The 24,865-nt window shown below is 65.1% G+C and carries 20 protein-coding genes, 1 tRNA gene and 1 riboswitch; of the genes, 13 read left to right on the top strand and 8 right to left on the bottom strand.

Annotated features, from left to right (window positions below):
• The first annotated feature begins 76 nt into the window (after nt 1-76).
• Nucleotides 77-1,504: an FAD/NAD(P)-binding protein gene (locus ACVWW6_RS07520; protein WP_456680455.1), complete on the top strand. Its 1,428-nt coding sequence runs from the start codon at nt 77-79 to the stop codon at nt 1,502-1,504.
• 48 nt (nt 1,505-1,552) lie between these two features.
• Here the strand turns inward: ACVWW6_RS07520 and ACVWW6_RS07515 are convergent, their stop codons facing one another.
• Complete coding sequence (locus ACVWW6_RS07515) at nt 1,553-1,762, bottom strand: DUF1674 domain-containing protein (RefSeq protein ID WP_011083407.1); 210 nt, start codon at nt 1,760-1,762, stop codon at nt 1,553-1,555.
• A 189-nt stretch (nt 1,763-1,951) separates the two neighbouring features.
• On the opposite strand from ACVWW6_RS07515, the gene ACVWW6_RS07510 reads away from it, so the two are divergent.
• The 3 genes from ACVWW6_RS07510 to purH all read left to right on the top strand — a co-directional run bounded on the left by ACVWW6_RS07510 (nt 1,952) and on the right by purH (nt 6,936).
• Nucleotides 1,952-3,298 (top strand): RsmB/NOP family class I SAM-dependent RNA methyltransferase, encoded by a 1,347-nt coding sequence (locus ACVWW6_RS07510; protein ID WP_456680454.1) that lies wholly within the window; start codon nt 1,952-1,954, stop codon nt 3,296-3,298.
• A 159-nt stretch (nt 3,299-3,457) separates the two neighbouring features.
• Nucleotides 3,458-5,176: a heparinase II/III family protein gene (locus ACVWW6_RS07505; RefSeq protein WP_456683129.1), complete on the top strand. Its 1,719-nt coding sequence runs from the start codon at nt 3,458-3,460 to the stop codon at nt 5,174-5,176.
• Nucleotides 5,177-5,235: 59 nt separating this feature from the next.
• A riboswitch (ZMP/ZTP riboswitch) is annotated at nt 5,236-5,318 on the top strand.
• Between the two features lie 25 nt (nt 5,319-5,343).
• Nucleotides 5,344-6,936 (top strand): bifunctional phosphoribosylaminoimidazolecarboxamide formyltransferase/IMP cyclohydrolase, encoded by a 1,593-nt coding sequence (purH, locus tag ACVWW6_RS07500; RefSeq protein WP_028174960.1) that lies wholly within the window; start codon nt 5,344-5,346, stop codon nt 6,934-6,936.
• 128 nt (nt 6,937-7,064) lie between these two features.
• On the opposite strand, the gene ACVWW6_RS07495 is transcribed toward purH, so the two are convergent.
• Complete coding sequence (locus tag ACVWW6_RS07495; RefSeq protein WP_456680453.1) at nt 7,065-8,450, bottom strand: MFS transporter; 1,386 nt, start codon at nt 8,448-8,450, stop codon at nt 7,065-7,067.
• A gap of 98 nt (nt 8,451-8,548) precedes the next feature.
• On the opposite strand from ACVWW6_RS07495, the gene ggt reads away from it, so the two are divergent.
• Both ggt and ACVWW6_RS07485 read left to right on the top strand, forming a co-directional pair.
• Nucleotides 8,549-10,300, top strand: coding sequence for a gamma-glutamyltransferase (ggt, locus tag ACVWW6_RS07490; protein ID WP_456680452.1), 1,752 nt, complete (start codon nt 8,549-8,551; stop codon nt 10,298-10,300).
• Between the two features lie 98 nt (nt 10,301-10,398).
• Nucleotides 10,399-11,694, top strand: coding sequence for an MFS transporter (locus ACVWW6_RS07485; protein WP_028174963.1), 1,296 nt, complete (start codon nt 10,399-10,401; stop codon nt 11,692-11,694).
• Nucleotides 11,695-11,790: 96 nt separating this feature from the next.
• Here ACVWW6_RS07485 and ACVWW6_RS07480 read toward each other — a convergent pair whose 3' ends face one another.
• Nucleotides 11,791-12,456 carry a glutathione S-transferase family protein gene (locus ACVWW6_RS07480; RefSeq protein WP_060909632.1) on the bottom strand — a complete coding sequence of 222 codons (666 nt, stop codon included), beginning with the start codon at nt 12,454-12,456 and terminating at the stop codon, nt 11,791-11,793.
• 164 nt (nt 12,457-12,620) lie between these two features.
• Here ACVWW6_RS07480 and ACVWW6_RS07475 point away from each other — a divergent pair, with 164 nt between their 5' ends.
• The 4 genes from ACVWW6_RS07475 (at nt 12,621) to panE (ending at nt 16,485) form a co-directional block, all read left to right on the top strand.
• Nucleotides 12,621-13,202, top strand: coding sequence for a DUF2239 family protein (locus ACVWW6_RS07475; RefSeq protein WP_161536930.1), 582 nt, complete (start codon nt 12,621-12,623; stop codon nt 13,200-13,202).
• A 75-nt stretch (nt 13,203-13,277) separates the two neighbouring features.
• Complete coding sequence (locus ACVWW6_RS07470) at nt 13,278-14,642, top strand: MATE family efflux transporter (protein WP_456680451.1); 1,365 nt, start codon at nt 13,278-13,280, stop codon at nt 14,640-14,642.
• A 108-nt stretch (nt 14,643-14,750) separates the two neighbouring features.
• Entirely contained in the window at nt 14,751-15,359 is a 609-nt protein-coding gene (locus ACVWW6_RS07465; protein ID WP_028174966.1) for a 2-hydroxychromene-2-carboxylate isomerase, read from the top strand.
• 202 nt (nt 15,360-15,561) lie between these two features.
• Nucleotides 15,562-16,485 carry a 2-dehydropantoate 2-reductase gene (gene panE / locus ACVWW6_RS07460; RefSeq protein WP_404524864.1) on the top strand — a complete coding sequence of 308 codons (924 nt, stop codon included), beginning with the start codon at nt 15,562-15,564 and terminating at the stop codon, nt 16,483-16,485.
• Nucleotides 16,486-16,674: 189 nt separating this feature from the next.
• Here the strand turns inward: panE and ACVWW6_RS07455 are convergent, their stop codons facing one another.
• From ACVWW6_RS07455 to ACVWW6_RS07440, 4 genes are all read right to left on the bottom strand, one after another.
• On the bottom strand, nt 16,675-17,268 hold the full coding sequence (locus ACVWW6_RS07455) for a c-type cytochrome (protein ID WP_028174967.1): 594 nt from the start codon (nt 17,266-17,268) through the stop codon (nt 16,675-16,677).
• A gap of 189 nt (nt 17,269-17,457) precedes the next feature.
• Entirely contained in the window at nt 17,458-18,738 is a 1,281-nt protein-coding gene (locus tag ACVWW6_RS07450) for a PQQ-dependent sugar dehydrogenase (RefSeq protein ID WP_028174968.1), read from the bottom strand.
• Nucleotides 18,739-19,119: 381 nt separating this feature from the next.
• Nucleotides 19,120-20,106 carry an NAD-dependent epimerase/dehydratase family protein gene (locus tag ACVWW6_RS07445; RefSeq protein WP_456680450.1) on the bottom strand — a complete coding sequence of 329 codons (987 nt, stop codon included), beginning with the start codon at nt 20,104-20,106 and terminating at the stop codon, nt 19,120-19,122.
• A 76-nt stretch (nt 20,107-20,182) separates the two neighbouring features.
• Nucleotides 20,183-20,257, bottom strand: a tRNA-Gly gene (locus tag ACVWW6_RS07440).
• Between the two features lie 274 nt (nt 20,258-20,531).
• Between ACVWW6_RS07440 and trxA the strand changes: the two genes are divergently transcribed.
• Both trxA and ACVWW6_RS07430 read left to right on the top strand, forming a co-directional pair.
• Entirely contained in the window at nt 20,532-21,455 is a 924-nt protein-coding gene (trxA, locus tag ACVWW6_RS07435) for a thioredoxin (protein WP_456680449.1), read from the top strand.
• A gap of 115 nt (nt 21,456-21,570) precedes the next feature.
• Nucleotides 21,571-22,248: an LON peptidase substrate-binding domain-containing protein gene (locus tag ACVWW6_RS07430; protein WP_011083424.1), complete on the top strand. Its 678-nt coding sequence runs from the start codon at nt 21,571-21,573 to the stop codon at nt 22,246-22,248.
• Nucleotides 22,249-22,261: 13 nt separating this feature from the next.
• On the opposite strand, the gene ACVWW6_RS07425 is transcribed toward ACVWW6_RS07430, so the two are convergent.
• On the bottom strand, nt 22,262-24,700 hold the full coding sequence (locus ACVWW6_RS07425; protein ID WP_456683128.1) for an EAL domain-containing protein: 2,439 nt from the start codon (nt 24,698-24,700) through the stop codon (nt 22,262-22,264).
• Here ACVWW6_RS07425 and ACVWW6_RS07420 point away from each other — a divergent pair.
• Nucleotides 24,656-24,850: a hypothetical protein gene (locus ACVWW6_RS07420; RefSeq protein WP_304553955.1), complete on the top strand. Its 195-nt coding sequence runs from the start codon at nt 24,656-24,658 to the stop codon at nt 24,848-24,850. The genes ACVWW6_RS07425 and ACVWW6_RS07420 overlap by 45 nt on opposite strands.
• Nucleotides 24,851-24,865 lie beyond the last annotated feature (15 nt).

Genomic DNA, 24,865 nt, shown 5'->3' with positions numbered 1-24,865 from the left:
TCAACGGCTTTGGGAGACCCCCACGCCGAGCCCCCGCTCGCGCCTGGGTCAAACATATAGACTGGGGGATTGAGCGATGATCATCAGCATTGTCGGCGGTGGCGCGACCGGCATCACGATCTTGCGTCATCTGGCGGAGCTCGCCGCATCAGGGCGAGACAACGGCGCGATCAGCGGAATTCAGCTCTTCGACAAGTCCGGTTTCGATGGCGGCGTTGCCTATCGCACGCAGAGCGACCGCCATCTGCTCAACATGAAGGCGTCGACGATGTCGATCCGTCCGGGCGACGCGGACGAGTTTCTGCGCTGGCTTCGGGCCCGCGGCCTCTCCTGCCACGGCAACAGGCACCTGCCGCGGATGGTCTATCGGGACTACCTCGACGCCGTGCGACTGGCCGCGATCGCGCAATGCCGCAGCGCCGGCGTGCCCGTTCATGTCGAGCATGCCGAAATTGTCCGCATGCGGTTCTCGCCGGATCGCGATGTCCTGCTGACGACCGACCTCAACATCACGCATATCTCGTCCGTGCTGATCCTCTGCACCGGTCACAACGCGCCCGACGACCATTACGGTCTCGCCGCAAACCCGAACTACATCCGCGACCCCTACGCCCAATTCGCCTTCGCCGATCGCGATGGCGTCGAGGTCGGCATCCTCGGAAGCGGACTCAGCGCGGTCGACACCGCGGCGGCGCTGGCCAAAACCCACCAGTCCGTCAGGATGACCTGCTTCTCCAGAAGCGGCCTGTTTCCGACGGTGCAGCCGGTGACGAGTCCCGCCATCGCAAATGGCTTCCGCGACGCCCTGCATCGCTATGTGGCCAGCCGTGAGCGAATCGAAGCGGACGCCTTTGCCGCCCGCCTTTCCGAACTGCTGCTGGAGACCACCGGAATTCGCTGCGATCTGTCTTGCCGCAACGTCGGCGGCGACGCGCTGGCCGATCTCGAGCGCAACATCGGGCGAGCCGAGTCCGGTGAGCCCAGCGTCCACTCCTATCTCGTCAGTGTCATCGACGTGATGTGCGATGCCTGGAGCCGGATGCGCGATGTCGAGAAGATGCGCTTCATGGACGTCTACAATTCCGGCTGGCTCCGCAATCGTTCGGCGATGCCGCTGGAGAACGCAATCCGTATCCGACCTGATGCGCTCGGGCAGGCTCTCGGCCCACGCCCGGCTGCGCAACGTGACCGGCATCGGCGGCCGATTTCGCGCGATCCTCGGCGACGGCGATCGTCACGACGTCGATTACGTCATCGACGCGACAGGACCGTCCTACCGGCTGGACACCAGCCCGCTCTATCAGGACATGCAGCGGCAGGGGCTCATCGCGTTCGACGACTCGGCGGGATTCGCTGCGGCTACGACGACAGCCGTGTCCACGACCGCCACGGCACAGCTCATCCGAACGTGTACGCGGTCGGTGGCCCGACCAAGGGCACGCACTTCTACGCCGCCGCCGTCGACATCAACCTGCGCCGCGCCCAGGAGCACCATTATCTCTAGCGGCCGGGACGAGCCTTGCCCGCATCATCGGCCGATCCGGCTGACGGCTCAGAAATCGGAAGCGATGCCCTTGCGCTCCCAATCGCCGTAGCGGGTCGGCTCGGGTCCCTTCGGCCCCTGCAACTCCTTCGGCGTCGCCTTGGCGTCGTCCTCGGCCTGGATCGCCGCAGCCTGTCGGCGCGCCTCGGCCTCGGCCAGCGCGCGCTGGGCTGCCGGCGACAGCGGCTTGCGATCGGAAACGGGTGGCTGGTCACTCATCGCCAGGTCTTCTAGCGCAGGACGAGCCGCAATGCGACGTCCAATAACGCATTCCTGAAATCGGGCCCAAAGGGCTGAAAAAGCCGGAAGCGATTCTTACATTTGGCATATTCGCGTGCCAGAGATCGCTTTCTCAAGGCATGCGCCCATATCGGCGGAACTGCCGCTCGCTCAGAACCTTGCTTCCGCATGCCATCTCAACGTTTCGCCCCACCATCCGAAGTGCCTGGTCTCGCGGCGCGGCGGATTGCCGCCGACATCGTCGACGGCGTGCTGCACAAGCACCGCACGCTTGACGACCAGCTCGACGGCAGCGGCGCCCATTCCGGACTGAAGACGCTGGCCGACCGCGACCGCGCGCTGATGCGCCGCCTGGTCGCGACCGTGCTGCGCCGGCTCGGCACGCTCGGCCATGTGCTGTCCCGCCTGCTCGACAAGGGCATTCCCTCCGAAGCACCGCGCGCGCAGAGCGCGCTGCTGATCGGCGCCGCCCAGATCCTCTGGATGGACGTGCCCGATCATGCCGCCGTCGATCTCTCCGTCCGCCTCGTGCAATCCGACCGGCGCGCCGCGCGCTATGCCGGCCTCGTCAACGCCGTGCTGCGCCGCTGTGCGCGCGAGGGCCAGGCGCTGGTCGAGGAAGTCGCCACGCAATCGCTGGACCTGCCGCCATGGCTGCTGGCGCGCTGGCGCGCACATTATGGCGAGGCCGCCGCAAGAGACATGGCGCTGGCGCTCGGCCATGAGCCGTCACTCGATCTGACCGTGAAGTCGGACGCCGAACAATGGGCGAGCCGCCTGCACGGCGAGACGCTGCCGACGGGGACGGTGCGGATGCTGCTGCACGGCTCGGTGACCATGCTGCCCGGCTTCGCCGAGGGACAATGGTGGGTGCAGGATGCCGCCGCCGCATTGCCGGCCCGGCTGTTCGGCGACATCAAGGGCAAGTCCATTGCCGATCTCTGCGCCGCCCCAGGCGGCAAGACCGCGCAACTGGCGCACGCCGGCGCGCATGTCACGGCGATCGACCGCTCGCCCGCCCGGGTGGCACGGCTGCGCGAGAACCTGGCGCGGCTGTCGCTCCAGGCCGAGACCGTCGTCGCTGACGCCGCGGAATGGGCCGGCCCCGCCGAAGGTTTTGACGGTATTCTGATCGACGCGCCCTGCACCTCGACCGGCACGATCCGCCGTCATCCCGACGTGGCCTGGCTGCGACAGGAGTCCGACATCGCCGCCCTGACCGCGCTCCAGCAGCGGCTGCTGCGAAAATCGGTCTCGCTGCTCAAGCCGGGCGGGACGCTGGTCTACTGCACCTGCTCGCTGGAACCCGAAGAGGGCGAACAGGCCATCGCCACGCTGCTGGCCGCAGAGCCTGCACTTCGCCGCGTCCCGATCGAGGCGTCGGAGGTCTCAGGGCTCTCCGAGATCATCACTGCCGAGGGCGACCTGCGCACCCTGCCCAGCCATCTGCCGAACGCCGATCCCAAGCTCGGCGGCCTCGACGGATTCTTTGCAGCCCGGCTCGTTAAATCCTGATTTTGCACTGGTTTTTGCGACCTCGGCGTTGATTCCCGCCGTTCAAGGTGGTGTCAGACGGTCGATTTTGGGATTAATAAGGATTCGTCGGAATCCTCCTCTCCCCCTTCAAGGCAAGGCGTGTCGGTCGCTCAACGCAGACGTATCTCGACGCTGGTGATGAACCGCTTCGCGCGGAACATGCTCGCGCGCGCGAGCGGCGGCTCCGTTGCGCTGTCACGGGTCTGGCCCGGCCGCACCGACCGCCTGATCATCGCGCCGCATGATCTGCGCACCGCGGACGCGACCCGCGCCGCCGAGATCTATGCCGGCCGCTTCGTCTTCGCCGGCAAGATCGTCAATTGCCACGGCCGCTCGATCTTCGATCTCGAGCCGCCGTCGGAGGATTGGGAGGTTGCGCTGCTCGGCTTCGGCTGGCTGCGCCATCTGCGCGCCGCCGACACCGCGCTGACGCGCGCCAATGCGCGCGCGCTGGTCGAGGACTGGATCGCCAACCCCGCCAACAAGCGCCGCCTCGTCGCGCGGCGCGCCGACGTGCTCGCGCGGCGCGTGATCTCGCTGCTGTCGCAGGCGCCCCTGGTGCTCAACGACACCGACAACAAATTCTACCGCCGCTATCTGCGCGCGCTGGCCCGCGAGATCCGCTTCCTGCGCTACACCATGGTCAACATCCCGGACGGGGTGCCGAAGCTCCAGGTGCTGATCGCGCTGTGCTACACGACACTCTGCCTCGCCAACCAGGCGCGCCATATCCGCAGCGCCTCGAAAAAACTTTCGGACGAGTTGCAGCGGCAGATCCTGCCCGACGGCGGACACATCTCCCGCAATCCGGGCGCGCTGATCGAGCTCCTGATCGACCTCTTGCCGCTGCGGCAGACCTTTGCCGCGCGCAACATCGCGCCGCCGCCGGCGCTGCTCAACGCGATCGACCGCATGATGCCGATGCTGCGCTTCTTCCGGCACGGCGACGGCAATTTCGCGCTGTTCAACGGCATGAGCGCAACGCCCTCGGACCTGCTCGCCACGCTGCTCGCCTATGACGACACCCACGGCGCGCCAATGGCGAACATGCCGCATACCGGCTTCCAGCGCCTCGATGCCGGCCAGACCACACTGATCATCGACACCGGGCCGCCACCGCCGGCCGGCGTCAGCCACGACGCCCATGCCGGCTGCCTGTCGTTCGAATTGTCCTCCGGCATCAGCCGCATCGTCACCAATTGCGGGATGCCGACCACGGGCCGCGACAATTGGCGGCCGTTCGCGCGCAGCACGGCGGCGCATTCGACGCTGACCTATCACGACACCTCTTCATGCCAGTTCGTGGAGATGTCGGCGATGAAGCGGCTGTTGCATGGCTCGCCCGTCACCAGCGGCCCGGTCGAGGTCGAGAGCTATCGCGAGGTCGTTCAGAACGGCACGCTGCTCACGACGTCGCATGACGGCTATCTCGCCAAATTCGGCGCGATCCATCGCCGCGTCCTGATGATCGCCAATGACGGCGCGCGCATCGACGGCGAGGACACGCTGTCGCCGCCGCAAGGCGGACGTTTCAAGGGTGCGGATGCCGATTTCGCGGTCCGCTTCCATCTGCATCCGGCGGTGAAGGCGAGCCGGCTGTCGGATGCCCGCGGCGTCATGCTGGTGCTGCCGAACCGCGACGTCTGGACCTTCGAGGCGCTCGACGACAAGGTCGATCTCGAGGACAGCGTGTTCCTGGCCGGCAATGACGGCCCGCGCCGCACCGCGCAGATCGTGGTCCGGCAGGATGCCCGCCAGGCGCCCTCGCTCCGCTGGAGCTTTGTCCGCTCCACCGCTTCGCCCGCTGTCACCAATGCCCGCCGCAACGCCCGCCGCGAGCCGGAACTTCCGCTGTAAATGCGCACGATTCGGCCCCATCTCATCGTTGTGAAAACGGCCGAAAGCTGCTATCGAGCGCTCGCTCGCGCGACTGGCGACCTTGGATGGAGCACCATCGGGAAGCGCGGGACTTAAGACGCCGCGCGCCTGGGCATAGACACTCCTTAAGACAGAGGATCTTGCTCATGACTGACCATCCCCGCCGCGTCACCCGTGCCCTGCTTTCCGTCTCCGACAAGACCGGCCTGATCGAATTCGCCAAGGCGCTTGCCGCCCATGACGTCGAACTGGTTTCGACCGGCGGCACCGCCAAGGCGATCGCCGCGGCCGGCCTCAAGGTGAAGGACGTTTCCGAGCTGACCGGCTTCCCCGAGATGATGGACGGCCGCGTCAAGACGCTGCATCCGAAGGTGCATGGCGGCCTGCTCGCGATCCGCGACAACAAGGACCATGCGGATGCGATGAAGGCGCACGGCATCGCGCCGATCGATCTGCTCGTCGTCAATCTCTATCCGTTCGAGGCGACCGTGGACAAAGGCGCGGGCTTCGAGGATTGCATCGAGAACATCGACATCGGCGGCCCCGCGATGATCCGCGCCGCCGCCAAGAACCATGACGACGTCGCCGTGGTGGTCGAGGCCGAGGACTACAAGGCGGTGCTCGACGAGCTCGCCGCCAACAAGGGCGCAACCACGCTGAAGCTGCGCCGGCGGCTTGCCGCGAAGGCCTATGCGCGCACCGCGGCCTACGACGCCGCGATCTCGAACTGGTTCAACCGGCAGCTCGAGATCGACGCACCTGATTTCCGCGCCTTCGGCGGCAAATTGATCCAGTCGCTGCGCTACGGCGAGAACCCGCACCAGACCGCGGCATTCTATGCGACTCCCGACAAGCGCCCGGGCGTCTCGACCGCACGGCAGCTGCAGGGCAAGGAGCTCTCCTACAACAACATCAACGACACCGATGCGGCCTATGAGTGCATCGGCGAGTTTGACGCCAAGCGCACCGCGGCCTGCGTCATCGTCAAGCACGCCAATCCCTGCGGCGTCGCTGAGGGCTCCGACCTCGTCAGCGCCTATCGCAAAGCGCTCGCCTGCGATTCGACCTCGGCGTTCGGCGGCATCATCGCGATGAACCGCGCGCTCGACGCCGACACCGCGCGCGAGATCACGAAGATCTTCACCGAGGTGATCATCGCGCCCGACGCCAGCGAGGAAGCGATCGCGATCATCGGCGCGCGCAAGAACCTCCGCCTGCTGCTCGCGGGCAGCCTGCCCGATCCGCGCGCGCCGGGCCTCACCGCCAAGACGGTGGCCGGCGGCCTGCTGGTGCAGAGCCGCGACAACGCCGTGGTCGACGACATGACGTTCAAGGTCGTGACCAAGCGTGCGCCCACGGACGCCGAGATGCGGGACCTCAAGTTCGCGTTCCGGGTGGCCAAGCACGTCAAGTCCAACACCATCATCTACGCCAAGGATCTCGCCACCGTCGGCATCGGCGCGGGCCAGATGAGCCGGGTCGATTCAGCCCGCATCGCGGCGCGCAAGGCGCAGGATGCGGCGGCTGAGCTGAAGCTCGCCGAGCCGCTCACCAAGGGCTCGGTGGTGGCCTCGGATGCGTTCTTCCCGTTCGCCGACGGCATGCTCGCCTGCATCGAGGCCGGCGCTACCGCCGTGGTGCAGCCCGGCGGCTCCATGCGCGACGACGAGGTGATCAAGGCCGCCGACGAGCACGGCATCGCCATGGTGTTCACGGGAACGCGGCATTTCAGGCACTGATTTCGCCGTCATTCCGGGGCGCGCGCAGCGCGAACTCTGGTGCGCAATTGCGCACCTGAGAATCTCGCGCGACAACTTCTGGATTCCGGGTTCATCGCTCCGCGATGCCCCGGAATGACGGCGGGAAGCTACTCCCGCACCCGCATCAAGAGCCCCAGTCCCGCGACGAAGAACACCACCAGCACGGCCATGCCGGCCTTCTGGCTGGCCGTCACCGCCGTGATCATGCCGATCAGCAGTGGGCCGATGAAGGACGTCACTTTCCCGGTCAGCGCGAACAGGCCGAAATACTGCGCGATGCGATCCTTTGGCGCGAGGCGGATCAGCAACGTGCGCGAGGCAGCCTGAAGCGGACCGCCGGCGGCGCCGATCAGGCAGCCCAGCACGAGATAGGCGCGTTCAGCCGCGCTCGAGAACAGGGGCGCGCCCGGCTGGGGGGCCGCGACCTTGACGAACAGCACGCTGTCCTTGTCGACCAGAAGAATCGCCGCCACCGACAGCAGCAGAATCAGCATGCTGCCGGCGATGACGCGCTTCGGCCCGAGATGATCGTCGAGCTTGCCGCCGAGCCAGGCGCCGAACGCGCCGGCGATGGCGAGCATGATTCCGAAGGTGCCGATCTGGATCGTGTGCCAGCCGAAGGTGCCGGCGGCGTAGATGCCGCCGAACGCGAACAGCGACACCAGGCCGTCGGTGTAGATCATGTTGGCGAGCAGGAACGCCGCGAGCGATTTCTGCTGCGGCAAACTCCTGATCGATTGCTTCAGCTCCGACAGGCCTTTGCGTAGCGCCTCGCGCACCGGCCGCTTCGCCGGATAGTCCGGCGTGAACAGGAACATCGGCGTCACGAAGATGATGAACCACACCCCGGTCAGCGGTCCGGCGGCGCGATCTCCCTGATGGCTGGCCGGATCGAGCCCGAACAGCGGCGTGAAGCCGAGCAGCGTGCGTCCGGTCTCGGGATTCGCAGCGAGCAAGCCGAGCACGATGATCAGGCTCACGATGCCGCCGATGTAACCCGTAGCCCAGCCGGTGCCGGAGAGCCGGCCGATTCGCTCGGGCGGCACCAGGGTCGGCATCATCGCGTTGTTGAAGAGGGTGGCGAATTCCGCGCCGACGCTGGCGAGCGCGACCGCGGTGAGCAGGGGCGGAATGACTGAGGGATCGCCGGGCTTGCCGATCCACAGCGTGCAGGACGCCAGCACCAGCAGCGTGCCGAACCCCGCGATCCATGGTTTCCTGCGGCCCGAGGCATCCGCGATGGCCCCCAGCACCGGCGACATCAGCGCGATGGCGAGGCCCGCAGCCGCCATCGCAAAGCCCCACAGCGATTGGCCTGTGGCAGCATCTGGCGCGATGCTGGTGGCGAAATAGGGCGCGAACACGAAGGTCGTGATCAGCGTGAAATAAGGCTGCGCAGCCCAGTCGAAAAAGATCCAGCTGATGACAGCGGCGCGCGGCGGATAGGTCCGCAGCACGCCGGCCATGCGCGCATCCGAGGCGATCGTCGTCATCACGCAGTCCTCATCACGAACAGTTTTGCCTGTCTTGGGGCAAACCGTATAGCATAAGCGACGCGTGTGAACTGTCCCGAGGACCCGGCGGAAAATTGATGATGTCGTCATTTTCGACCCGGCGGACGTTTTTCGCCTTCCTGGCCACTCTGGCGCTTGGTCTGGCATCTGCGACCGCGCAGGATGCGCGGCGGGGCTATGTCCCGCCGGCGCTCGACACGGTGCATGCCGTTGCAGCCGAGCACGGCATGGTGGTGGCGCAGGAAAAGATATCGGCGCAGGTCGGCGCCGATATCCTGCGACGCGGCGGCAATGCCGTCGATGCCGCGGTCGCGACCGGCTTTGCGATGGCGGTGACCTATCCGCGCGCCGGCAATATCGGCGGCGGCGGCTTCATGATGATCCATTCCGCCGAGCGCAACGAGGACATCGCGATCGACTATCGCGAGACCGCGCCGGCAGCGACCACGCCGCAAATCTTCCTCGGCCCCGACGGCAAGCCCGACATTGCGAAGTCGCGCGATTCCGCGCTCGGCATCGGCGTGCCCGGAACCGTCGCAGGCCTTGCCCTGGCATTGGAAAAATATGGCTCGGGCCAGTTCACGCTGGCGCAATTGCTCGAGCCCGCGATCGCGCTCGCCCGCGACGGCTTCGTCGTCAGCGACGACATCGCCGACACGCTCCCGGGCTGGCACCGGCGGCTGACACGCTGGCCTTCCGCGGCCAGGATCTTCTCGCGCCCCGATGGCGCGCCGCTCAGTGACGGCGACAGGCTGGTGCAGGGCGACCTTGCCGATACGCTGGCGGCCGTCGCCGCGCAGGGACCACGCGGCTTCTATGAGGGCGCGGTCGCGGACAAACTCGCCAAGGCCGTGTCCGAGGCGGGCGGCATCATGACGCCAGCCGATCTGAAGACCTATCAGGCGGTGATCCGCACGCCGGTGCGCGGCACTTATCGCGGCTACGACATCGTGTCGATGCCGCTGCCTTCCTCCGGCGGCGTGGTGCTGGTGGAGACCCTCAATATCCTCGAAGGCTTTCAGCTTGCCGACCTCAAGCAGGGATCGCCGGCATCGCTGCATCTCCTGATCGAGGCCATGAAGCGTGCCTATGCAGACCGCGCGCGCTATCTCGGCGATCCCGCCTTCGTCAATGCGCCGATCGAGACCCTCACGGCAAAGGACTACGCCGCCAAGCTGCGCGCGGGCATCTCCACCAGCCGCGCCACGCCGTCGAAGCAGCTGGTCTCCGCCGCCGCCTCGCCGCGCGAGGGCAGCAACACCACGCATTTCTCCGTCGTCGACAGCCGCGGCAACGCCGTCAGCAATACATACACGCTGAACTTCAGCTATGGCGTTGGCCTCGTCGCCGAGGGTACCGGCGTGCTGCTCAACAACGAGCTCGACGATTTCACCGCGGCGGTCGGCGCGTCCAACGCCTACGGCCTTGTCGGCTTCGAGGCCAACCTGCCAGGGCCCGGCAAGCGACCGTTGTCGTCGATGTCGCCGACCATCGTCCTGAAAGACGGCAAACCGGTGCTGGTGACGGGTTCGCCCGGCGGCAGCCGGATCATCTCCACCGTGCTCCAGGTGATCGTGAACGTGCTCGATTACAAAATGGATGTGGCCGCCGCCGTTGCCACACCGCGGCTGCACCATCAATGGCTGCCGGACGAGGTGCGCGTCGAGCGCGGCTTTCCCGACGTTGTCCTGTTCGAGCTGAAGGCAATGGACCATCCCATCGTCGAGCCGATGGGACAGACTTCGGCCAATTCGATCGCGGTGACACCGAATGGCCCCCTCGGCGCACCCGATCCGCGCACACGCGGTGCAGAGGCGGCGGGGCAGTAACTCGTCCGCCGCATGGCACGGAAGCGGGCGCCGGCTTGCGCCCGCTGCTGCGCGTGCTACCACCGCGCGGCTTTTAAGAAACTGCCGGGGAAACACACATGACCACAGCCGATCCGAACCAGCGCATCGAACGCGCCGAGATCGAGGACACCAGCCTTCTCGCCTTCTATCGCGACATGAACGCGCCGGAGCGGCGGACGTTCTGGGCCTGCGCGGCGGGCTGGGCGCTCGACGGCATGGACTTCATGATCTATCCGCTGGTGATCGGCACCATCATCGCGCTGTGGAAGGTCGATGCGGCCTCGGCGGGTCTCGCCGGCACCGTGACGCTGCTGGCCTCTGCGATCGGCGGCTGGCTCGGCGGCTACCTCTCCGACCATATCGGACGAGTCAGGACGCTCCAGATCACCATCATCTGGTTCTCGTTCTTCTCGCTGGTCTGTGCCGTCGTGCAGAATTTCGACCAGCTCCTGATTGCACGCGCCGTGCTCGGCCTCGGCTTCGGCGGCGAATGGGCGGCGGGCGCCGTGCTGATGGGCGAGGCGATCCGGCCGCAATATCGCGGGCGCGCGGTCGGCTCGGTGCAGTCGGGCTGGGCGGTCGGCTGGGGTCTCGCCGTGCTCTCGCAGGCGATCCTGTTCTCGCTTCTGCCGGCCGAGACGGCCTGGCGCTGGATGTTCGTGATCGGCGCGCTGCCGGCGCTCTTGGTGTTCTACATCCGCCGTTCCGTCACCGAGCCGGAGATCGCAGCCGAGGCCCGTGCCAGGCATGCGGAAACGGGCAGTCATCCGAAGCTTTGGGAGATCTTCACCTTCCCGATGGTGAAGACCACGATCCTGGCGTCGCTGATGGCGACGGGTTGTCAGGGCGGCTACTACGCCGTCACCTTCTGGGTACCGCAGTTCCTGACCAAGGAGCGGCATCTGTCGATCGTCGGCTCGACCGGCTATCTCTCGACGCTGATCATCGGCTCATTCATCGGCTATCTCACCGGCGCCTGGCTCGCCGACCGGATCGGACGGCGCAATCTGTTCCTGATCTTCTCGCTCGGGGCCATGGCCGTGGTGCTGCTCTATACGCAGCTGCCGCTGACCAACGAGATCCTGTGGGTGCTTGGCTTCCCGCTCGGCTTTTTCGCCTCGGGCTATTTCTCGGGGATCGGCGCGTTCCTGACTGAGCTCTATCCGACGCGGCTGCGCGGCTCCGGCCAGGGCTTTTGCTACAATTTCGGCCGCGGCATCGGCGCGCTGTTTCCGTTCCTCGTCGGTGCGCTGTCGGCGACGACGTCGCTTGCGAACGCAATCGCGATGTTTGCGGTGGTAGCCTACGCGCTGTTCTTCATCGCCGCCTTCGCGCTGCCGGAGACGCGCGGTCGCGTGCTGCACGCGGATTAGTGGAAGGCTGTCATTCCGGGGCACGCGAAGCGTGAACCCGGAATCTCGAGATTCCGGGTCTGGTGCTTCGCACCATCCCGGAATGACAGGAACTAACTACCGCCCCACCTGGTACGGCCCACCCTTTTCGAGCGCTCTGGCGTAGGCCGGCCGCGCATGGATGCGCTCCAGGAACGCCATCGCCCTGGGATGGCCCTGCTCCAGCCCGCCGCGCGCTTGCGCGGCTTCGAGCGGAAAGCTCATCTGGATGTCGGCTGCAGTGAACTCGTTGCCGGCGAACCACTCGCTCTTCGCAAGCTCGCCTTCCCAGTAATCCATGTGCTGCTTGAGCTGCGGATTGACCAGCGCGGTAAGCGCCTGGTTCGAGACCTTGCGCACCAGCGGACGAAGCAGCGCCGGCGCACGCTTCGGCATCAGCGTGAACAGCAGCTTGAGCAGCAGCGGCTGCATCGCCGAGCCTTCCGCATAGTGCAGCCAGTAGGTGAAGCGCAGTCGCTCCGGCGTGTTCGGCGGCGGGATCAGCCGGCCGTTGCCGTAGGTGGCGATGAGATATTCGATGATCGCGCCTGACTCGGCGATGGTGTTGCCGTTGTCGGTGATGACGGGCGACTTGCCGAGCGGATGGATCGCGCGCAGCTCCTTCGGCGCGCGCATGTCGGGCTGGCGCTGATAGCGCACGATCTCGTAGGGCACGCCCAACTCCTCGAGCAGCCACAGCACGCGCTGCGAGCGGGAATTGTTGAGGTGATGGACGGTCAGCATCGGCGGGATCCCCAGGCTAGGCGTGGTCTGTTCGCCGCGTACGTGCCAGCCCGGGAACGCAATGTCGAGCCATCCGGACGGATATTTTAACCCGGGTATATTGACGCCGATAATTTACCCGGGTATTAAATGATCAACGTCATCGGGATATAGCAATGATTTCAATGCAGAGGACATTCACGGCCTTCCAGGGCCAGCGTCGCCTGGCGTCCGGGTCGGCCGGAGAGGTCGCACTTGTCGTCAAGCGGATCGTGCCCCCGCCGGACGAGCCCGTCATCATCTTCGAGGACGCTACGGGCCGATCGATCGACTTCGATCTGCGCGGCGGCGATCGCGAGGTGCTGGCGCGGGTGGCGAAGCTTGTCCCGCCTCCGGTTGAGGAGACCGCACCACCGAGCGAGCCGCGCGGGCGCGGCCGGCCGAAACTCGGCGTGGTCGCGCGCGAGGTAACGCTGCTGCCGCGGCACTGGGAATGGCTCAACGCGCAAGCAGGCGGCGCCTCGGTCGCGCTGCGGAAACTCGTCGACGAGGCACGGCGTGCCAGTGGCGACAAGGACCGAGAGCGGCAGGCGCGCGATGCGGCCTATCACTTCATGTCGACCATGGCGGGCAACCTGCCGCAGTTCGAGGAAGCTTCGCGGGCGCTGTTCGCGGATGACCGGCGGCGCTTCACCGGGCTGATCGCCGACTGGCCGACCGACATCCGCGACCACATCGTCAAGCTCGCCTACAGCGACCGCGCGTAGACCGCGCGGCGCTTTCCCTCAACCCTATCGACGGCACAAGCCGCGCCTCGCGCGGCAACGGTTTCGCACGCCCTGATGAAAGGCAAATCCATGTCCGCCGTCACGCCGCTCTGGACAACATTCCTCCGCTTCCTCGCGCCCTTGATGCTGAGCAACGCGCTGCAATCGCTGTTCGGCACCGTCAGCAACGTCTATCTCGGCCAGATGATCGGCGTCGACGCGCTCGCGGCGGTCTCGGCATTCTTCCCCGTGATGTTCTTTCTGTTCGCCTTCGTCATGGGCTTGAGCACCGGCGCCACGGTGCTGATCGGCCAGGCGTTTGGCGCCGGTGAACATGGCCGGATCAAAATCGTTGTTGGCACGACGCTCGCGGTCGGCCTGCTGCTCTCGATCTCGCTTGCACTGGTCGGCGGGTTGTTCAGCCGGCCATTGATGATGGCACTTGCGACGCCCACGGACATTCTCGACCAGGCCAGCGCTTATGCGCGCGTCATGCTGCTCACGATGCCGCTCGGTTTCTTCTTCCTGCTGATGACGGCGATGATCCGCGGTGTCGGCGATGGGCTCACGCCTCTGCTGGCGCTGGCGCTGTCGACCGCGATCGGCCTGATCCTGACGCCAATGCTGATCCGCGGCGCGTTCGGATTGCCGGCGGCCGGCATCACCAGCCCGGCATGGGCGGCCGCGATCGCCAACGTTCTGACACTGATCGTGCTGGCCCTCTATTTGCTGCGGAAGAAACATGCGCTTGCTCCCGATGCCGCGCTGCTGCGTCATCTGCGGCTCAACGGCGCGGTGCTCGGCAAGGTCCTCGGCATCGGATTGCCGAGCGCGATCGGCATGGTGGTGATGGCGATCGCCGAGCTGGTGCTGCTCGGCCTCGTCAACGGCTTTGGCTCCGACGCCACCGCGGCCTATGGCGCCGTCAACCAGGTGATGGGCTATACGCAGTTCACGGCGATGTCGATCTCGATCGCGGTCTCGATCCTCGGCGCGCAGGCCGTCGGCGGCGGCGACAGGGGCCGGCTCGACGGCATCGTTCGCACAGGCCTCGCCTTCAACCTCGTCCTGACCGGCGGCCTCGTGGCGTTGATCTATCTCGCGCCACGCGCCGTGCTCGGCATCTTCATCACCGATCGCGCCGTGCTCGATCTGGCGAAGGAGTTGCTCATCATCGCCTTGTGGAGCTCGGTGCCGTTCGGCCTGGCAACGGTGTTTTCCGGCGCCATGCGCGCCGCCGGCGTGGCGCTGACGCCGATGCTGCTTTCGATCTTCGCGATTCTCGCGATCGAGCTGCCGGCCGCGGTCATCCTGAGCCGCACGATTGGCCTGAAGGGCGTATGGGCCGCCTATCCGATCGTGTTCTGCGCCATGTTCGTTTTGCAGATGGGCTATTACCTCCTGGTGTGGCGCAAGCGGACGATCCGGCGTCTGATCTGACCCGGATCATCAAGGTATTATGACCATCATTAAACGGTGGACCTGTGGCGCGCGCTGCGCCAGAATGGACGAAAAGCCAGATCAAAAGTCAGGTCAGGGAGAACGATTTTGACCCGCACAGCCCCGCAATTCCTGTTCGATTTCGGCAGCCCGAACGCCTATCTCAGCCATCTGGCGATCCCGGCGATCGAGCAGCGCATCGGCGTCAAATTCGAGTATGTGCCGATCCTGCTCGGCGGCATCTTCAAGTCGACCAACAACAAGTCGCCGGCCGAGACGCTCGCCGGCGTCAAGAACAAGCGTGAATTCCAGGCGGTCGAGACCGAGCGCTTCATCAAGCGCTTCAAGGTTCAGCCCTATGTCTGGAATCCGCACTTCCCCGTCAACACGCTGAACCTGATGCGCGCCGCGATCGCGGCGCAGCTCGAGGGCGTGTTCGAGAAATACGTCGAGGCCGCCTTCCACCACATGTGGCGCGAGCCGAAGAAGATGGACGACCCGGAAATCGCGGCGAAGGCGCTGGCATCCTCCGGCCTCGATGCGCAAAAGCTGTTCGCCCGCGCCCAGGAGCCCGAGGTCAAGGGCAAGCTGATCAAGAACACCGAAGAGGCGGTCGCGCGCGGCGCGTTCGGCTCGCCGACCTTTTTCGTGGGCAACGAGATGTTTTTTGGCAAGGAGCAGCTGCGCGAGGTCGAGGAGATGGTATCGGGAAAGTGATTCCCTCATCTCCCCGAAAGCTAGCAATCTCCCCGACGTCGTCCTGGCGAAAGCCAGGACCCATAGCCGCCAAAGGTTATTGATGTGACGAGCTGGGGCTCCAACTTGTCCGACAACATGCAGTCGGGGTAATGGGTCCTGGCTCCCGTGCGCAATTGCGCACTAGGCCAGGACGACAGCAAGAAGAAAAAAGGACAATCCCATGCGCATCCTCGTGGTCGGCGCCGGCGCCATCGGCGGCTATTTTGGTGGCAGGCTGTTGCAGGCCGGCCGCGACGTCACCTTCCTGGTCCGGCCGCGGCGCGCCGGCGAGCTTGCGAGCGCCGGCCTCGTCATCAAGAGCCCGAACGGCGACGTGACGCTGAAGGCTCCACCGACGGTCGAGGCCGACAAGCTGAAGGACAAGTTCGACGTCGTGCTCCTGAGCTGCAAGGCGTTCGATCTCGACGATGCCATCAAGTCGTTCGCGGCGGCGGTCGGGCCTGATACGGCGATCATTCCGATGCTGAATGGCATGAAGCATCTCGATACGTTGGATGCCAGGTTCGGCAAGGAGCGCGTGCTCGGCGGGCTCTGCGCCATCGCAGCGACCTTGAGCGAGAAGCGCGAGGTGGTGCAGCTCCAGCCGATGCAGGCGATCAGCTACGGCGAGCGCGACGGCAAGCTGTCCGACCGGGTCCGGGCGATCGACGAAGCCTTCAAGAGCGGCATCGTTGGGGCCACCGCCAGCCAGAACATCATGCAGGACATGTGGGAGAAGTGGGTGTTCCTCTCCTCGCTCGCGGCCTCCACCAGCCTGATGCGCGCCTCCGTCGGCAACATCCTCGCCGCCCCCGGCGGCAGGGATTTCCTGCTCGGCATACTCGATGAGACCAGTGAGATTGCCACCGCGTCAGGCTATCCGCCAGGAGGCCCGTTCTTCGAGCGGGTGAAGGGCAACCTCACCACCGAGGGCTCGCCGATGACCGCCTCGATGTTCCGCGACATCAAGGCCGGCCTGCCGGTCGAGGCCGATCACGTCATCGGCGATCTCATCGCACGCGGCGATGCCGCCAAGGTGCCGCTGCCGAAGCTGCGCATCGCCTATACGCATTTGAAGGCGTATGAGAAGCAGCGGGCGGGGTAGCGGCCCGCTACACACTCGGGTGTCGTCCCGGACAAGCGTAAGCGCAGATCCCGGATCCATAACCACGAGAATACATCGTACGCGACGTCGTCACTCCGAGTCCCCGTAACCACATCTTTCTGTGGTTACGGATCCCGGATCTGCGCGCGCTTGGGGCGCGCTTGTCCGGGATGACGGCGGAGTGTGGAGCTACTGCAAATGCGCCAGATAGTGCGCGACCGCCGTAATCTCTTCTTCGCTCATCGCGTAGGCGACATCGGCCATCGCGGCGACGCCGCCGCCGACGCGCTGGCCGGCCTTGTAGTCGTGCAGCGCCTTCACGAGATATTCCTCGCGCTGGCCGGCGAGGCGCGCGACGGCCTTGGTGCCCGCGTAAGTGTCCGTGTGGCATGAGGCACAGCGGCGACCGGCCGCGACTTGTGTGCCTTTCTTCGACAGATCGGGATCCTGGTCTTCCGGCCCCTTCGGCGGCGCGAGCTGCGAGAAGTAAGCCCCTAGATTGCGGATGTCCTCGTTGTTGATCTCTTCGACGATCGGCTGCATCTGCTCGTTCTTGCGCGAGCCGGCGCGGAAGAACACCAGCTGCCATTGCAGGAATTGATCGGGCTGGCCCGCGAGCGAGGGGATGTTCTCGGTCTGCGAGATACCGTTCTCGCCGTGACAGCCGGCGCAGACCTCAGCCTTGGCCTTGCCGGCGGCAGTGTCGGCGGCATCGGCCGGGCAGAAGCCCAGCGTGACAAGCGCAATCGCGCTGATTGCGTGCGAGATGAACTGCCGGCGCATGATGGGGATTCCGATCTATCGAGATTGTCATTCCGGGGCGTGCGAAGCACGAGCCCGGAATCCATAACCACCAGTCGTGGTTATGGGTTCCGGACTTGCGCGCAAGGGCGCGCAATCCGGAACGACGGTCATTCACGAAAAAGGCTGCGGCCGACTCATGCCCACCGCAGCCTTTGATTCGCCCGCGCGCTACTTCTTGCTGTAGCTGATGCGATAGATCGCACCGGCCCAGTCGTCGGCGACGAGGATCGAACCGTCCTTGGCGAGGATGATGTCGTTGGGACGGCCGAGATAGCCCTGGTCACCCTCGATCCAGCCGGAGGCGAACACCTCCTGCTTGGCATTCTTGCCGTCGGGCCCGACGATCACGCGCATGATGCGGCCGCCCTGGTATTTGTGGCGATTCCAGGAGCCGTGTTCGGCGATCAGGATGTTGTTCTTGTACTCGGCGGGGAATTGATCGCCGGTGTAGAACTTCATGCCGAGCGGAGCGACGTGCGCGCCGAGATTCAGCACGGGCGGCGTGAACTCGGAGCACTTGTGACCCATCGCGAACTTCGGATCGGGCAGGTCACCCTGGTGGCAATAGGGATAGCCGAAATGCTCGCCCATCTTCGAGATCATGTTCAGCTTGTCGCTGGGCAGATCGTCGCTGATCCAGTCGCGCGCGTTCTCGGTGAACCAGTACTTGCCGGTACGCGGATCGACGTCGCCGCCGACCGAGTTGCGAACGCCGAGCGCATAGATCTCGGCGTTGCCGGTCTTGGGATCGACGCGGCGGATCTGCGAGACGCTGGTCGGGGGAACGCCGACGTTGAAGGGCGGTCCGAACGGCAGGTAGAACCAGCCTTCCTTGTCGACTGCGATGTACTTCCAGCCATGCGCGGCATAGGAAGGCATGTCGTCATAGACGACCTTGCCGTCGCCGAGCTTGTCCAGATTGGCTTCCGCGTTGTCGTAGCGGATCAGCTTGTCGACCGCGATGACGTACAGCGCGCCATCCTTAAAGGCGAGACCGGTGGGCATGTTCAGCCCCTTCAGGATGGTCTTGACCTCTTTCTTGCCGTTGTTGTCCTTGATGGCATAGACGTTGCCGAGGCCGAACGAGCCGACGAACAGCGTGCCCTTGTCACCCCAGGCCATCTGCCTCGCGGCGAGAACGCCGGGTGCATAGACCTCGATCTTGAAGCCCGCCGGCAGCTTGATCTTCTTCATCATCGCCGCGAGCTCGGCCTCCGACGCACCGGTCGGTGGACCCGACGGCGGCGCGAGGCCCTTCTGCGCCTCGGTCTCGTCGCCCAGGAACCAGTCATCCGGCGGATGGGTCCAGAACTCCTTGGTGCCGGATTCGTATTTCTTCAGCGGCTTGTTCTTGTCCTGCTGTTGCGCATTGCCGGCGCTGGTCCCCGCGAGAAGCGCAACCGCTGCAAGCGCCAGGACGGATTGAAAGACGGATTGATGGAATTTCATCGCGTCACTCCCCTAAGGCAGCCGTCAGGGCTGCACGTTATTTTGTTTTGCTAGTCGAGAGGCGAAGTTTGGAGCCTGTCGAGGCGACAGACGCAAAAAGGTTAGCACATCTGCGAGCGGTGAGAAGCGCGCCGCGTGCACTGCGGTTGCGCTCAATAAAAATTGAGGCGGAATTTCTCCGAAGGCGAACGCAGCGACGAGAACGACCTCGCTGCAACGCGGCATCAGCATGGTGCGTGGCTGATTTTCAGGCAGCGGGAGAGGCGGTCGCGCAAAAAACGCGAAAACAACCCCATGCACAGTAGAACGGCAAAGACCATGTTGCGCCCGGTGACGCCGGACAGACGTTTGACGCATCGAGCAAATCAGCAACTTCGGCGCTTACGAGGCGACCGGGTAAGGTCCGTCGTCGAACACCGTGTCATGATAGCCTTTCGACCCGATCTCGCGCGCCAGCGCGCTGCGAAAATCCTGTCCCGCGCGGAGGCTGTGCAGCACATGCGCGAAGTCGAATTCCGGCCGCCACCCCAGCTCGTGCCGCGCACGATCGTTGACGTAGACGCGATCGATCTGCGGAAACAGGCGCCAGCCGTTCTCCGCATAGAGCTGCGCGCAATCCGGATAGAGCTCGCGCACGACGCCGGCCGCGTCGCGCGCCAGCGCCGCGAGATGGTGCGGCTCGAACGGGCTCGTGGCCGACACGATGTAGCGGGCGAAGCCGAGGTCGGGCGCGCGCTGGACGGCGAGCAGATGGGCGCTCACCGCGTCCGCTATATCCAGCCGGCGATAGAGCAGCTCGTTGGCCTGCGCGTTGTCTAGCGCATAGGCCGACCGCATCGAAGGATCGTCATCGTCCTCCGGAAAGAAACGCGAGGTCCTCAAGACGACGACCGGCAGGCCGCGCTCGCGAAAGAACAGCTCGCACAAACTCTCCGCCATCAGCTTGGTCGTGCCGTAGATGTTCTTCGGCACCGGCGACAGGTCCTCGGTGACCCACACCGCGGCCTGTCCGGCCTCGGGGCGGAGCTGCGAGCCGAACGCGCTGGTGGTGCTGGTGAAGACGAAGCTGCGCACGCCGGCGGCCACGGCCGCCTCGAGCAGATTGAGCGTGCCTGTCACGTTGGTGTCGACGAAATCCTGCCTGCCGTGGGTCGCCACATGCGGCTTGTGCAGCGTCGCGGTGTGGATCACGGCGGTGACGCCGTCCATCTGGCGCCGCACGAAGTCCGGATCGACGATCGAGCCGACGGCATCGGTGAAGGGCGATGGCTTCAGGTCGACCCCGCACACAGCGGACCCGCGCCCGCGGAGCGTGCGGAGAAGGGCCTCCCCAAGATGGCCAGCGCTGCCGGTGATGAGAATTGTCATTGCAGACCCAATACAGCCGCCAGCGGCGTGGAAAACCACGGCCCGACCCGGTTTGGCTGGATGCTCTGGGAAAAATTGGAGCGGGCGAAGGGGCTCGAACCCTCGACCCCGACCTTGGCAAGGTCGTGCTCTACCACTGAGCTACACCCGCATCCTGTGTCGGTCGCGTGACGCGCCGGCAACGGCTGTCGTATGCCAAAAGCGGGAGGGGAATGCAACAGCTACCGGCGGCATAGATTGGTATCTTCGGGCCTATATGGACCCCGAAATTGGCCAAATCGACCGAAAATGCCCCGGAACCGGCGAATCGGCCGCGACGGATTGAAATTCGGCCGCCCCGGCCCAATTTAGGAGCCGACAACGAAGCATATGCATTGGCGACGTGCTAAAGACCCGCCATTCCAGACATGAGACGAGGGAATCCCGTGACGATCATCGACCAGGGTAACGGAGCGGCGGGCCCGGCTGCTGCCGATCTGATCAAGGACACCACCACCCAGACCTTCGTGAAGGACGTCATCGAGGAATCGAAGCGCCAGCCGGTGCTGATCGATTTCTGGGCGGAGTGGTGCGGCCCCTGCAAGCAGCTCACCCCCGTGCTGGAAAAGGCGGTCAAGGCGGCCAAGGGCAAGGTCAAGCTGGTCAAGATGAACATCGACCAGCACCCGGCGATCCCGGGTCAGATGGGCATCCAGTCGATCCCGGCCGTGATCGCCTTCGTCAACGGCCAGCCTGCCGACGGCTTCATGGGCGCGGTGCCGGAGAGCCAGCTCAACGCCTTCATCGAAAAGCTGACCAAGGGCGTGACGGCGCCGGGCGAGCCCAATATCGCCGAGATCCTGCAAGAGGCCGAGGCGGTGCTCGCCGAGGGCGACGCCGCCGCCGCGGCGCAGATCTATGCCGAGGTGCTCTCGCACGATTCGACCAACATCGCGGCGCTCGCGGGCCTCGCCAAGTGCTACACCGTCTCGGGCGCGATGGAGCAGGCCAAGCAGACGCTGGCCATGGTGCCGGAATCCAAGCGCAACGACCCCGCCGTGAAGGCCGTGCAGACCGCGATCGATCTCGCCGAGCAGGCGGAGCAGCTGGGGCCGGTGGCGGAGCTGGAACAGAAAGTCGCCGCAAATCCGCTCGATCATCAGGCGCGCTTCGATCTCGCGACCGCCCTCAACGCGCAGGGCAACCGGGCAGCCGCGACCGAGCAGCTGCTCGCGATCATCAAGCGCGACCGCAAATGGAACGACGACGGCGCCCGCAGGCAGCTCGTGCAGTTCTTCGAGGCCTGGGGCGGCACGGATGATGCAACCGTCGAGGGGCGCAAGCGCCTGTCGACCATCCTCTTTTCGTAGGCGCGCGGCTATTTTTGGAGCATGATCTTGTCGGAAAACCGCTTCGCAATTTGCGCCAACGCGGCCCTCCGGCTCCGGATCATGCTCTAGCGCGCGGGACTTCAGCGGGGACCAGATGCCGATCAACATCGAATATCGCGGGCCCGCCGACCTTCCGGAGATCATTCCGGTATTCCCATTGCCGGGCGCGCTCTTGCTGCCGCGCGGCCAAATGCCGCTCAACATCTTCGAGCCGCGCTATCTCGCGATGGTCGACGATTCCTTCCGCGACGGCCATCGCCTGATCGGCATGATCCAGCCTGACGTGGCGCACTCGCCGAAGAATTCCGACAAGCCGGCGCTGTTCCGCGTCGGCTGCGTCGGCCGCATTACCCAGCTCGCCGAATCCGGCGACGGCCGCTACATCCTCGAGCTCACCGGCGTCTCGCGCTTCAAGGTGGTCGAGGAGCTCGAGGTGCTCACCGCCTACCGGCAGTGCAAGGTGGATTTCTTCACCTATGTCGACGACTTCACCGCGCGGATGGGCGAGGACGAGGTCGATCGCGAGGCGCTGCTTGCTGTGCTGGCGGACTTCTTGAAGGCCAACAATCTCAAGGTCGACTGGGAGGGCGTCGAGAGCGCGCCCAACGAGGCGCTGGTCAACGCGCTGGCGATGATGTCGCCCTACGGCCCCGCGGAAAAGCAGGCCATGCTGGAGGCGCCCGACTTGAAGACCCGCGCCGAGATCCTGATCGCGGTGACCGAGATGGACCTCGCCAAGAAGCGCACCAGCGGCGATCCGCCGTTGCAGTGAGGGCCTGAATTGCTCAGGCAGCGCGAACGGCTGCGCCGGCACCTCGCCGCAGCATCCTGGCGATGTCGGATGCAGGCATCGGCCGGCTGAAATAGTAGCCTTGCGTTTCGAGGCACCCCTCTTCGCAGAGGATATCCAGCTGCTCCTTGGTTTCGACGCCTTCGGCGGTCGTCGTCTTGCCGAGGCTGACTGCGAAACGAACCACTGCGCGCGCGAGATGGCGCGCCTCTGCCCTTGCGCTCGAAAGTTCGTTGACGAAACTGCGATCGATCTTGATCTTGTCGAACGGGAACTTTTGCAGAAAGCTCAGCGATGAATAGCCGGTGCCGAAATCGTCGAGGGCGATTCGCACACCGAGCTCGCGCAATTGGCCGAGGACGGCGAAAACGGCTTCGCTGTCATGCATGATCACCGTCTCGGTGACCTCGAGCTCGAGCCTGTGCGGCGCAACTCCCGAACTCGCCAGCGCGCCGATAACGACTGGAACAAGCTCCTTGCTCCTGAACTGAGCGGGAGACAGGTTGACCGCGATCCTGACATGCGCGGGCCATTTGGCGGCTTCGGCACAGGCGGTTCTCAGGACCCATTCTCCCAGCGGCACGATCAAGCCGGTCTCCTCCGCGAGCGGGATGAATTCGCTCGGCATGACCAGACCTTGCTGCGGGTGATGCCAGCGTAGCAAGGCCTCGAAACCATTGACCTTGCCGGTCGCGGGGCTGACGAACGGCTGGTAGTGGAGCTCGAACTGACGGCCGGCAATCGCATCCCGCATGTCGCGCTCCAGGTTGCGTCGCGCATGCATGAGCTCGTCGAGTTCCGGCTCGAAGAAACAGAATGCACCACGTCCGCCACTCTTGGCCGAGTAGAGGGCGAGATCCGCGCTCTTCATGATCACGTCGGAATCGTTGCCATCGCGTGGCGCGATGGCGATGCCGATGCTGGTGCCCACCGTGACCCGGTGATCACCAAGATCGAACGGTTCGCAAAGCGCCTTCCTGATGTTCTCGGCAAGGGCGGCGGCCTCCACGGCCGGGTTGGTCACGTAATCGATCACGGCGAACTCGTCGCCGCCCAGCCGGGCGATCAACGCGGTTTCCGTGGTGCATTCGCGCAAACGCGCGGCGACGGCGCGCAACAGGGAATCGCCCGTCGGATGTCCCAGCGTGTCGTTGACTTCCTTGAAGCGGTCGAGATCCAGCATGAGCACGGCCAGATCGAGGCCGCCATTGCGCGTAACCGCAATGGCATGCTCCATCCGCTCCCTGAGCAGCACGCGATTTGGCAGATCTGTCAACGCATCGTGTTGTGCCATATGAGCGATCTTGGCCTCGGACCGGCGCTGCTCGGTGACGTCAAGATGCGTAGCCACCCACCCGCCGCCGGCCATTGGCTGCCGCGTCACGCAGATCAACCGACCATCCGTGAACTCGTCGATTCTGCTCGAGACTGCATCGAACGGCAACGCAGCCAGTTTCGAGAGGAATTGCTTGGCAGCGCCTTCGCTGGTGTCGCTCTTGAGGATGCCGGTCACGACGCGATGCCTGATGATGTCGGCGTGCGGTGTCCCCGTTCTCAACAGTTCCGGCGGCAGCTGATAGAGTCGGGCATAGCGCTCGTTGCAGACGACAAGTCGCTTCTCCGCATCGAACATGCACAGGGCCTCGACCATGTTGTTGATGGCCGTATCGAGCCTGAGTTTCTGCTCCTGGATTTCCTGTTGCGAATCTTCCACCTGCTGCCGGGCGAGCGAGAGCTCACTGATGATTTGCTCGAATCTGCTGGTTCTGGTCGCAAGGCGGCGATCCGCCAGCACGCCGACGAAGCTCATCCCGAGCACCGACAGGGCCACGCCCGCAATTGCCACGGCGAGGAAGGTCGGAGAAAGCGACAATGTATCGCTTGCCAGCGTAGGGTCTGGAACGATTTGCACGGCCCCCATGGCCGTGAAATGGTGCGACACGATGGCGAGCGTCAGCAGCAGCGCCGCAGCAAAGGTCCCCCACTTGTCCTTGTGGCCTAGGGCAACGGCGAGCGCAGCGTAGCCCAGCACCATGCCGAGGACGATCGAGATCAACACCAGCCCCGGCGACCAGGTCACGCGACCCGGGACCTCGAGGGCCCACATGCCGATATAGTGCATGCTAGCAATGCCCGCGCCGATGATGCCGCCACCGGCAGCTGCGCGCCATTGGCCGGAATTGTTGACGGCAACGCCAAAACCGCCCGAGGTCAGGATCATCGCCGCGGCGAGCGACAGCACCGTCAGGACGAGGCCGTAATTGGTCGGGACGCCGGGCTCGTAGGCGAGCATCGCGACAAAATGCGTTGCCCAGATTCCGTAGCCGATGGCGGCACCGGCAATCGCAACCCAGATCAACCGCGCCCAGGCCCGCGAGGCGACCGCACGATGAAAGATGCTGACCGCAACGATACTTGCAACGAAGCATACCAAGCCGGCAAGCAGGACGAGACGCCAATCGTGTTCGGCCGTAAGGCAGGAAAAAACGCGGAACATCCAATAGCGCTCCCCTCGTCAATATCGTCGATGGTGGATCGCCTAGACGTTCTTCGCGTTAATTTTGTGCAACGCCTGATTGCATGATTACCAGCGGGTTAA

Source organism: Bradyrhizobium sp. USDA 3311, assembly GCF_054062495.1.
This window is presented reverse-complemented; position numbering and strand designations above follow the sequence as displayed.

What these genes read in the sequence shown, in the direction of transcription:
- ACVWW6_RS07510 (WP_456680454.1), top strand. Translation starts at nt 1,952, where the DNA reads ATGCCATCTCAACGTTTCGCCCCACCATCCGAAGTGCCTGGTCTCGCG.
- ACVWW6_RS07445 (WP_456680450.1), bottom strand. Translation starts at nt 20,106, where the DNA reads ATGACAATTCTCATCACCGGCAGCGCTGGCCATCTTGGGGAGGCCCTT.
- ACVWW6_RS07420 (WP_304553955.1), top strand. Translation starts at nt 24,656, where the DNA reads ATGAAAGATGCTGACCGCAACGATACTTGCAACGAAGCATACCAAGCC.
- ACVWW6_RS07480 (WP_060909632.1), bottom strand. Translation starts at nt 12,456, where the DNA reads ATGCTGACCGTCCATCACCTCAACAATTCCCGCTCGCAGCGCGTGCTG.
- ACVWW6_RS07515 (WP_011083407.1), bottom strand. Translation starts at nt 1,762, where the DNA reads ATGAGTGACCAGCCACCCGTTTCCGATCGCAAGCCGCTGTCGCCGGCA.
- ACVWW6_RS07450 (WP_028174968.1), bottom strand. Translation starts at nt 18,738, where the DNA reads ATGAAATTCCATCAATCCGTCTTTCAATCCGTCCTGGCGCTTGCAGCG.
- ACVWW6_RS07430 (WP_011083424.1), top strand. Translation starts at nt 21,571, where the DNA reads ATGCCGATCAACATCGAATATCGCGGGCCCGCCGACCTTCCGGAGATC.
- ACVWW6_RS07520 (WP_456680455.1), top strand. Translation starts at nt 77, where the DNA reads ATGATCATCAGCATTGTCGGCGGTGGCGCGACCGGCATCACGATCTTG.
- ACVWW6_RS07505 (WP_456683129.1), top strand. Translation starts at nt 3,458, where the DNA reads ATGAACCGCTTCGCGCGGAACATGCTCGCGCGCGCGAGCGGCGGCTCC.
- panE (WP_404524864.1), top strand. Translation starts at nt 15,562, where the DNA reads ATGCGCATCCTCGTGGTCGGCGCCGGCGCCATCGGCGGCTATTTTGGT.
- ACVWW6_RS07475 (WP_161536930.1), top strand. Translation starts at nt 12,621, where the DNA reads ATGCAGAGGACATTCACGGCCTTCCAGGGCCAGCGTCGCCTGGCGTCC.
- purH (WP_028174960.1), top strand. Translation starts at nt 5,344, where the DNA reads ATGACTGACCATCCCCGCCGCGTCACCCGTGCCCTGCTTTCCGTCTCC.
- ACVWW6_RS07495 (WP_456680453.1), bottom strand. Translation starts at nt 8,450, where the DNA reads ATGACGACGATCGCCTCGGATGCGCGCATGGCCGGCGTGCTGCGGACC.
- ACVWW6_RS07485 (WP_028174963.1), top strand. Translation starts at nt 10,399, where the DNA reads ATGACCACAGCCGATCCGAACCAGCGCATCGAACGCGCCGAGATCGAG.
- ggt (WP_456680452.1), top strand. Translation starts at nt 8,549, where the DNA reads ATGATGTCGTCATTTTCGACCCGGCGGACGTTTTTCGCCTTCCTGGCC.
- ACVWW6_RS07455 (WP_028174967.1), bottom strand. Translation starts at nt 17,268, where the DNA reads ATGCGCCGGCAGTTCATCTCGCACGCAATCAGCGCGATTGCGCTTGTC.
- ACVWW6_RS07470 (WP_456680451.1), top strand. Translation starts at nt 13,278, where the DNA reads ATGAAAGGCAAATCCATGTCCGCCGTCACGCCGCTCTGGACAACATTC.